This window comes from Actinophytocola oryzae (genome assembly GCF_004364325.1).
Classification (GTDB): domain Bacteria; phylum Actinomycetota; class Actinomycetes; order Mycobacteriales; family Pseudonocardiaceae; genus Actinophytocola; species Actinophytocola oryzae.
In genome coordinates, this window is record NZ_SOCP01000022.1 from 189,601 (window position 1) to 198,623 (window position 9,023).

Genomic DNA, 9,023 nt, shown 5'->3' on the forward strand with positions numbered 1-9,023 from the left:
GCACTACCTGGACGTGGCGTAGGCCTCCAGGGCTGCCAGCTGTGCCGGGTCGAGGCTGGCGCGGACCTGTTCGCGTGCCTTCGCCACGTGGACCGACGTCACCTCGGTGGCTTCCAGCGACTCCCGCATGGCCGTGAGCGCCGCCTCGCGGACCAGGGCGGCGCAGTCGGCCGCCGAGTAGCCCTCGAGTGACGCCGCCAGTGCCGCCAGGTCCACATCGGACGCCAGGGGCGTGTTCTTCGCCGCCGCCTTCAGGATCTCCGTGCGGGCGTCCGCGTCCGGCGGGGGGACGTAGATCATGCGTTCCAGCCGGCCGGGTCGCAGCAGCGCCGGGTCGATCAGCTCGGGGCGGTTCGTCGCACCGAGCACGACCACGTCCCGCATCGGCTCGACGCCGTCCAGTTCGGTCAGCAGCGCGGCCACCACGCGGTCGGCCACACCCGAGTCGGAGGACTGGCCTCGGCGGGGTGCCAGCGCGTCGACCTCGTCCAGGAACACCATCGCGGGCGAGGCCTCCGCCGCCCGACGGAACAGCTCACGCACCGCGCGTTCCGACTCGCCGACCCACTTGTCCATCAGCTCGGCGCCCTTGACGGCGATCACGTTCAGCTGGCCGGTGCCCGCCAGCGCACGCACCAGGAACGTCTTGCCGCAACCGGGCGGCCCGTACAGGAGCACGCCGCGCGGCGGGTCGATGCCCAGCCTGGCGAAGGAGTCCGGGTAGCGCAGCGGCCACAGGACCGTCTCCGTGAGCGACTGTTTCACGTCGACCATGTCGCCGACGTCGTCCAGCTTCAGGCCACCCGTCTGCAGGGAGTCCGAAGTGGACAGAGAGGTCGGGCGGACCGTGGACAGGGCGGCCGTCAGGTCGGCGAGCGCGATCTTCTGCGCCTCCCTGACCGCGGCGCGGACGGCGGCCTCACGCCGCAGTGCCACGAGGTCCGCCGCGACGAAGCCGGGGGTGCGCGATGCCAGCGCCCCGAAGTCCACATCGGACTCGACGGGCACGTCGCGGAGCAGCACCCGGAGCAGCTCCGTGCGGGTCTTCGCGTCCGGCAGCGGCACCGACACCGACCGGTCGAACAGGTCGACGCCCCGGACGCGCGGGTCCACCGCCTCGGGGTGGGCCGTGGTCGCCACCACCGCGAAGCCGGGGTTGCGGACCGCGGCACGCAGCGTGTCGACGACCACCGTCGCCAGGGGCGGCGGGTTCGTCGCGGGCAGGAGCGCGTCGACGTCGGTGATCAGCAGTACCGACGGGGACTCCGCCACGGCGGACGCGATCGCCGCGGACAGGCGCGACGACGCCGCGCCCGGCTCCAGGGCGGCGAGCGTCGGGGCGGCGATCTCCACCACCGACGCGTCGAGCGAGTGGGCCGTCGAGCGCACGACCGTCGCCTTGCCGACACCCTCCGGGCCGGTCAGCAGCACGCCGAGCTGCGCGGACGCACCCAGGGCCGTCAGCAGCTCCGGGCGGCGGAACGCGAGGTCGAACCACTCCGTCAGGCGGCCGACCGCCTCCTGGGCACCGATCAGGTCGGTCACCGGGGGTGGGGGCGCGGACGGAATCGTCACCGGGTCGACGGTCACCGGCTCGGGGGTCGGCGTGGTCACCGACGTGCCGCCGGGACCAGCAAGCGCCGCGGCGGCCGCCGCTTCGCCGGTGCGGGCGCCGTCGCGCCAGCCGACCACTGTGGACGGGTGGACCGCCACCGGGCCCGCGGGCTCGCTACCGGTGATCGTCAGCAGCTCGTTCGTCCACGTCATGCCAATCGCGCGGGACAGCTGGCCACGCACCGCGAACGCGTCCGAGCCGGGCGCGGGGGCCAGGTCCTGGGGGAGCAGCGACACCGAGTCGCCGACCGTGAGGATCTTGCCGATCAACGCCAGGCGGACCGTCTCGGGAGTCAGGGACGCGGAGGCCAGGCGGGAGCCCGAGATCGTCAACGTCCTCGCGGGTGACACCTCGGCGGGTGACACCACGACCTCGGAGTCCTCGGTCACGCCGAGGTTCGACATGGTCAGGTCGTCCAGCAGTGCCACGCCGGGCGGGCCGTCGCCCTCCGCGGCCAGGGCGGCGCTGATCCGCGTGCCGATCAGCCGCACCCCGTCCCACGGCTCGAGCCCCAGTGCGTTCAACACCTCCGGGTGCAGCCGCACCACCCCGCGCCGGGCGTCCAGCGCCGAAGGCGACAACCGGACCGTCAGCGTGATCTCTGGCATGGGACCAGACACTACTGAGCGGAGCTTGCGGAGCGAAACGGCGCTACTGAGCGGAGCTTGCGGAGCGAAACGGCGCTACTGGTCGTCGCGGCTCGTCGAGGGGGGTCTGGACTGGTTGCGGCGCAGGCCGATCCGGCGCCAGTTGCGGTTGCGGCCCAGTGAGCGGCGCATACGCGGTCCGTCGGTGGGCAGCGCCACACGCTCGCGGTCGCCGTTGCGCCGTGGCCACACGGCCCGCGCCGCACCGGCGGCCCTGCGGACGCTGCTCGGCGGACGCAGCCCGAGGCGCCTGCCGACACCGTGGGCCCTGCGGATGGCGCGCCGCTCCTTCGGCGGCACGTCCCACGCCTCGGGGTGCTTCGCGAGCCAGCGGTGCCTGCGCACGGCGTACGGCACGTGCAGCAGGTAGACCACCAGCGCGCACGCCAGCGCGACCAGCGGGTAGGTGACCACCGCGGCGGCCAGCAGTGCGACGAGCACCAGCAGCGGGACCACCGCCCCGGCAGGCACCTTGATCGTCTTCAGCGACAGCGTCGGGATGCGGCTGATCAGCAGCGCCGCGATCGCGACGGTCCAGACCATGACCAGGATGTCGTTGTCCCACCAGCCGTCGTGACCGATCTGGATGGTCAGGATCAGCGGCAGGAGCGCGGCGAGGCCACCGGCGGGTGCGGGCACCCCGACGAAGAACTCCTTGGTGTACGGCGGTCTTTCCGTGTCGTCCAACAGCGTGTTGAACCGCGCCAGCCGCAGGATGATGCACACCGCGAACACCAGCGTGACGACCCAGCCGACCCGGTTGCCCTCGAACTGCCAGATGTACAGCACGAGCGCGGGTGCGACGCCGAACGAGATCGCGTCGGCGAGCGAGTCCAGCTCGGCGCCCATCTTGCTGGTCGCGTCGAGGAGGCGGGCGATGCGGCCGTCGAGGCTGTCGAGGATCGCGGCCACCGCGATCGCCGCGATGGCCGACTGGAACTGCTTGGCCAGCGCGAACTGCACGGCGGACAGGCCCGCGCACATCGCGAGGACCGTGATGGCGTTCGGCAGTACCCGGACGCCGACTGACGCTCGGCCGGCCACTCAGCTCTCCGGCAGTTCCGCGAGCACGGTCTCGCCGCCGATGGTGCGCTGGCCGGGCTCGACGAGCACCCGCGCGCCGACCGGCACGTAGATGTCCACTCGCGACCCGAACCGGATCAGCCCGTAGGTGTCACCGATGTCGACCTTGTCGCCCTCGGCGACCTGGCACACGATGCGGCGCGCGATCAGGCCCGCGATCTGCACCACGACGATCTCGACGCCGTTCTCGGTGGTCAGGACCAGGGAGTTGCGCTCGTTGTCCTCGCTGGCCTTGTCCAGGTCGGCGGAGAGGAACTTGCCCGGCTTGTACACCGCCCTGGTGATCAGGCCGGACACCGGCACACGCTGGACGTGCACGTCGAACACCGAGAGGAACACGCTGATCCGCAGCCGCTCGCCGCCGGACATGCCCAGCTCGGCGGGTGGCTCGGCGAGCACGACGTGCGACACGGCGCCGTCCGCGGCGGCCACGACCAGCCCGGGACGGCTCGGTGCGACGCGCTTGGGCTCGCGGAAGAACCACGCGACCGCGCCGGCGAGCAGGAACCCGACCACGCCGAGCCTGCGGGAGAGGCGGCGCAGCAGCAGCGCCACACCGGCGGCGCCGAGCGCGAACGGGCGGCCGGCCGGGTGCATCGGCGGCACGACGCTCCTGGTCAGCGCGATGAGGTGGGCGAGACGGCCCGAGTCTGGGGTCTTCTGGGGATCGGTCATCAACCGGACAATCCTCGCAACTGGTGCGGTGCCATGACGACACCACGCTACGCCGGTCGCGGACAGTGACTTGGCCGGGAGGTCAAGAACGTGACCGAGAGATCGACGACCGGAGGGGGTCCGGGGGCGGAGCCCGCCTGGCGGGATCTGGGGGTTGCACTTCCAGGAGAAGCGAGCCGGTTCGCGCGGTCCGCGAACACGGCTCGCTCCGAGCGGAGTGCACCCCCCGACGACGTGCGCTGCCGACCCATACCAAGGGTACGGTGAGTGTACGTGTGGGCACTTCCGGTGAGCAATGGCTCACCGTGCGAATCCAGTCACGGACGGTCGCGGCGCGAGCCGTTCGCAAGGCCCTGGACCAACCGGAGGATCGCGAGCAGCACGATCGCGCCCAGGGCTGCGACCCCGAGGCTCGGGAAGTCGAACTCCCAGGTCTTCTCCTGGCCGGTGAAGGCCCGGTAGAGGACGCCGCCGAGCGCGGCGCCGACCACCCCGACCAGGATGCTGACGAGGCAACCCTGCCGCTGCCGGTACCGCCCGCCGACCACGACGTTGGCCACCCAGCCGACGATGGCCCCGAACACGACCCACGCGATGAATCCCACGTCACAAGCCTATCGGGAGGCGTCCAGGACCAGGACCGTGACGAGATCACCCTCCGCGACCACCTCGGTGTCCTCGGGTACCTCGATGAGGCAGTTGGCCGCGGCGAACGAGGCAAGCAGGTGCGAGCCGGGTCCGCCGATCGGAGTCACCACCTCACCCTCGAGCCGTCCGCGCCGGTACTGCCTGCGCGCGGACGGCGAACGCAGCTCCGCGGCGGCGCGCGCCTTCACCCTCGTCCGGTGGATGACCTGGTGCCCCATCGCCGCGAGCAGGGCGGGGCGGAGGAACAGCTCGAACGACAGCGCGACGCTCACCGGGTTGCCCGGCAGCGTGACCACCGGCAACCCCTGGAACAGCCCGCTGCCCTGCGGCCCGCCCGGCTGCACGGCCACCCGCACGAAGTCGACGCCCTGGCCGGTCAGCGCGTCCTTGACCACCTCGTACGCGCCCGCGCTCACGCCACCGGAGGTGACCAGCAGGTCCACCTTGTCCAGGTGTCCCGCGATCCGCTCGTGGAACGCGGTCACGTCGTCCGGCACGAACCGCAGCACGGTCGCCTCGCCGCCGATCTCCCGGACGGCCGCGGCGAGCAGCGCGCTGTTCGACTCGTAGATCTGCCCGTGCCGCAGCGGCTCGCCCGGCTCGACCAGCTCGGAGCCCGTCGACAGGACCAGCACCCGCACCGGCCGGTGGACGGGCAGGTCGGCCCGCCCGACCGCGGCGGCGAGCCCCAGCTGTGCCGACCCCAGCACCGTGCCCGCCCGCAGCACGGTCGCGCCCTGGGCCACGTCCTCGCCGGTGCGCCTGATGTGCGTGCCCGGCGCGGCCGTCGCGTTGATCGTCACCCGCTCCTCGCCGCCGTCGGTGTCCTCGACCTTCACGATCGCGTCCGCGCCAGGCGGCACCGGGGCGCCGGTCATGATCCGGTGCACGGTCCCCGGCAGCAGCGGCACGACGTCGGTCCTGCCCGCGGGGATGTCCTCTGCGACCGGCAGTTCGACCACCGGCGTCGCCACGTCGACCGAGCGGACCGCGTAGCCGTCCATGGCCGAGTTGTCGAACGGCGGCAACGAGACCGGCGACACGAGGTCCTCGCCGAGCACCAGCCCGACACAGTGTTCGAGCGGCAGCAGCGTGACCGGCGTCGCCCGGATCAGCGCACCGACCCGCGCCCGGTAGTCGTCGACGGAGAGAGGCTTCGTAGGCACGGCACGCATACTGCCTCTCACGATACGTACATGCCAGACTGCACCCGACCGACGTTCACGATCACGGAGGACTCCAGCCGTGCAGGTCCGCACTCGGCACACCCCGGCCTTCGGCGTGGCCCGGCTGCTGCTCGCGCCGGGTGAGGCGGTCCAGGCCGACTACACGTCGATGATCGCGACCAGCTACGGCGTGGTCGTCGACGTCCGGCCGCGCGGCGGGTCGAGGTCGAGGTCGGCGCGTGCCGTGTTCACCGCGCCCGCCGAGGGCGGCTGGGTCGACGTCGCACCCGCGTTGCCCGGCGACGTCTACACGATGGAGCTGGACGGCATCAACGGCTGGTGCGTGTCGCGCGGCTGCTGGCTCGCCGCGCCCGCGACCGTGCGGACCGACCCGCAGTGGTCCGGGTTCCGCAACCTCTTCGGCGCCGATTACGGGTTCGCCGAGCACGTATCCGGGGTCGGCGCGCTGGCCATCTCGGCGTGCGGCTCGCTCGACGTCGTGACGCTCGGGCAGGGCGAGCTGATCACGGTCGACCCGTCGTACCTCCTGGCCTACAGCGAGCACATCCAGGCCCGCCTCCGGGCGGTCAGCCAGTCGGTCCACCAGTCGGTGCGGACGGGCGAGGGACTGCTCCTGGACTTCGCCGGACCTGGTCAGTTGCTGATCCAGACCCGCAACGCACGGGCCATGGCCGCCATGCTCCACTCGTCGGGCGCGGGTAGGTGACGGAACACCCGAACCCGGCGTTGGGGCGACGGGTCGGACGTTAGGCTGTGCCTGTCGACGAACGAATGGATGAGTGGTGGCGGAGGACCTCACCGGGCGTCGCCTGGGGCACTACCGGATAGACGGTGTGCTCGGCAAGGGCGGCATGAGCGTGATGTACCGCGCCACGGACATCCGGCTGGGTCGCAAGGTCGCGCTCAAGGTCATCGCCGAGCACCTCACCGAGGACCCCGAGTTCCGGGAGCGCTTCGTCGACGAGGCCCGCAACACCTCGGCCATCGACCACGCGAACGTGGTGCCCCTGTACGACTTCGGTGAGGTCGACGGGCTGCTCTACATCGCCATGCGGCTGGTGGACGGGTCCGACCTCGCGTCCCTGATCAAGGACGGGCCGCTCGCGCCGGAGCGTGCGCTCGCACTGCTGTCGCAGGTCGCCGAGGCACTGGACAACCTGCACGAGCGCGGACTGGTGCACCTCGACGTCAAGCCGGCGAACGTGCTGGTCACGAGCCGCGAGTCGTCGGCGGAGCACGTGTACGTCGCGGACTTCGGCCTGACCCGCCGCGGCGCCACCGGCCACCGCACACGCGGGGGCGACTTCCTCGGCTCGCCGACCTACGCCGCGCCGGAGCACCTGCGTGGCGAGCCGGTCGACGCGCGCACCGACGCGTACTCGCTGGCCTGCGTGCTGTTCGCGTGCCTGTCCGGCAGGCCGCCGTTCCAGGGCGCGGTGCCCGAGGTGATCCAGGGGCACCTGAACCGGGACGTGCCGTCGCTGACCGAGCAGGCCCGCAACCTGCCGCCCGCGATCGACGAGGTGATCCGCAGGGGCATGGCCAAGCAGCCGACCCAGCGGTACGCCACGTGCCGGGAGCTGATCGCCGCGGCCCGCCAGGCGCTGTCGCAGCCGGTGCGCCGCCCGCCCGCCGTGCCGGTCGGGCCGAGGACGACCTCGCAGCTGCCACAGCAGGGCTCGCCCTACCAACGTCAGCAGAGCGCCCCGCCTGGTGGCTACCAGCGGCCGCAGGTCTCCACGTCGGACCCGGTGCGGCTGCGTCCGCCCGCGCCCGCCGCGAGCACGGCCTTCCGCTCGTCGGACTCCTCCTCCGGCAGCCGCTGGCTCGCGCCGGTGATCGTCGGGGTCGTCGCGATCGGCCTGATCGTCGTGGCGATCTTCCTGTTCTCCTCGTCGGGAGGGGAGCAGCCGTCGGACAACGACCCAGGCGGCAGCAGCGGGCAGACCACGACGACGAAGAAGTCCGTGCCGTCCATCAAGGTGGGCGACGACCCGGAGAGCGGCTCGGCAGAGACGTCCCGCTGACCTGCGCTCCTTGCACTCGGGCGGGTAGAGTGCTAAACACGGACCTGGCACTCATGTCTGTGGAGTGCCAAGTCGAGGTCGGGACGGTGAGGCCGGTTCCTCCGGTCGTCCGTCGCGGGCACCGAGCCTGGCCAAGCAATGTAGGACCACAACGGAGGACTTACACCGCAATGGCCAAGTTGATCGCGTTCGACGAGGACGCGCGCCGCGGTCTCGAGCGGGGCCTGAACATCCTCGCCGACGCCGTCAAGGTGACGCTCGGCCCCCGGGGCCGCAACGTCGTGCTCGAGAAGAAGTGGGGCGCGCCCACCATCACCAACGATGGTGTGTCGATCGCCAAGGAGATCGAGCTCGAGGACCCGTGGGAGAAGATCGGGGCCGAGCTCGTCAAGGAAGTTGCCAAGAAGACGGACGACGTCGCTGGTGACGGCACCACCACCGCGACCGTGCTCGCCCAGGCGCTCGTGCGCGAGGGCCTGCGCAACGTCGCGGCAGGCGCCGACCCGCTGTCGCTGAAGCGCGGCATCGAGCAGGCCGTCGAGGCCATCACCGAGCAGCTGCACAAGGCGTCGCGTGAGGTCGAGACCAAGGAGCAGATCGCGGCGACCGCGTCCATCTCCGCCGCTGACACCACGATCGGCGAGCTCATCGCCGAGGCGCTGGACAAGGTCGGCAAGGAAGGCGTCGTCACCGTCGAGGAGAGCAACGCACTCGGCATGGAGCTCGAGCTCACCGAGGGCATGCGCTTCGACAAGGGCTACCTGGCCGGTTACTTCGTGACCGACCCGGAGCGCCAGGAGGCAGTCCTCGAGGACCCGTACATCCTCCTGTACGGCTCGAAGATCTCCGCGGTCAAGGACCTGCTCCCGGTGCTGGAGAAGGTCATGCAGGCCTCGAAGCCGCTGCTGATCATCGCCGAGGACGTCGAGGGCGAGGCCCTGGCGACCCTGGTGGTCAACAAGATCCGCGGCACCTTCAAGTCGGTGGCCGTCAAGGCGCCGGGCTTCGGTGACCGTCGCAAGGCGATCCTGCAGGACATCGCGATTCTCACCGGTGGCACTGTCATCTCCGAGGACGTGGGTCTGAAGCTGGACAACGCCGACATCTCGCTGCTGGGTCGTGCTCGCAAGGTCGTGGTGAC

At 71.6% G+C, this 9,023-nt stretch carries 8 protein-coding genes; 3 read left to right on the top strand and 5 right to left on the bottom strand.

What is annotated here, in order from left to right; all coding sequences use genetic code 11:
• Positions 1 to 3: 3 nt before the first annotated feature.
• From CLV71_RS40435 to moeA, 5 genes are all read right to left on the bottom strand, one after another.
• The gene (locus tag CLV71_RS40435) at positions 4 to 2,223 is read right to left on the bottom strand and encodes an AAA family ATPase (protein ID WP_133908216.1); all 2,220 of its coding nucleotides are present in this window, start codon (positions 2,221 to 2,223) and stop codon (positions 4 to 6) included.
• Between the two features lie 75 nt (positions 2,224 to 2,298).
• Complete coding sequence (gene pssA / locus CLV71_RS40440; protein WP_133908249.1) at positions 2,299 to 3,246, bottom strand: CDP-diacylglycerol--serine O-phosphatidyltransferase; 948 nt, start codon at positions 3,244 to 3,246, stop codon at positions 2,299 to 2,301.
• A 60-nt stretch (positions 3,247 to 3,306) separates the two neighbouring features.
• Positions 3,307 to 4,020 (bottom strand): phosphatidylserine decarboxylase, encoded by a 714-nt coding sequence (locus CLV71_RS40445; RefSeq protein ID WP_133908217.1) that lies wholly within the window; start codon positions 4,018 to 4,020, stop codon positions 3,307 to 3,309.
• 317 nt (positions 4,021 to 4,337) lie between these two features.
• The gene (locus CLV71_RS40450; RefSeq protein WP_133908218.1) at positions 4,338 to 4,625 is read right to left on the bottom strand and encodes a GlsB/YeaQ/YmgE family stress response membrane protein; all 288 of its coding nucleotides are present in this window, start codon (positions 4,623 to 4,625) and stop codon (positions 4,338 to 4,340) included.
• 9 nt (positions 4,626 to 4,634) lie between these two features.
• Positions 4,635 to 5,843: a molybdopterin molybdotransferase MoeA gene (moeA, locus tag CLV71_RS40455; RefSeq protein ID WP_133908219.1), complete on the bottom strand. Its 1,209-nt coding sequence runs from the start codon at positions 5,841 to 5,843 to the stop codon at positions 4,635 to 4,637.
• Between the two features lie 70 nt (positions 5,844 to 5,913).
• On the opposite strand from moeA, the gene CLV71_RS40460 reads away from it, so the two are divergent.
• From CLV71_RS40460 to groEL, 3 genes are all read left to right on the top strand, one after another.
• Positions 5,914 to 6,561, top strand: a complete 648-nt coding sequence (locus CLV71_RS40460; RefSeq protein ID WP_133908220.1) for an AIM24 family protein — start codon at positions 5,914 to 5,916, stop codon at positions 6,559 to 6,561.
• A gap of 76 nt (positions 6,562 to 6,637) precedes the next feature.
• Positions 6,638 to 7,882, top strand: coding sequence for a serine/threonine-protein kinase (locus CLV71_RS40465; protein WP_133908221.1), 1,245 nt, complete (start codon positions 6,638 to 6,640; stop codon positions 7,880 to 7,882).
• A gap of 170 nt (positions 7,883 to 8,052) precedes the next feature.
• A partial coding sequence (gene groEL / locus CLV71_RS40470; RefSeq protein WP_133908222.1) for a chaperonin GroEL occupies positions 8,053 to 9,023 on the top strand: 971 nt, incomplete at its 3' end.

Bases quoted from the DNA above. Each gene is read 5' to 3' on its own strand.
- CLV71_RS40435 (WP_133908216.1), bottom strand. From the start codon at position 2,223: ATGCCAGAGATCACGCTGACGGTCCGGTTGTCGCCTTCGGCGCTGGAC.
- pssA (WP_133908249.1), bottom strand. From the start codon at position 3,246: ATGTGCGCGGGCCTGTCCGCCGTGCAGTTCGCGCTGGCCAAGCAGTTC.
- CLV71_RS40445 (WP_133908217.1), bottom strand. From the start codon at position 4,020: ATGACCGATCCCCAGAAGACCCCAGACTCGGGCCGTCTCGCCCACCTC.
- moeA (WP_133908219.1), bottom strand. From the start codon at position 5,843: ATGCGTGCCGTGCCTACGAAGCCTCTCTCCGTCGACGACTACCGGGCG.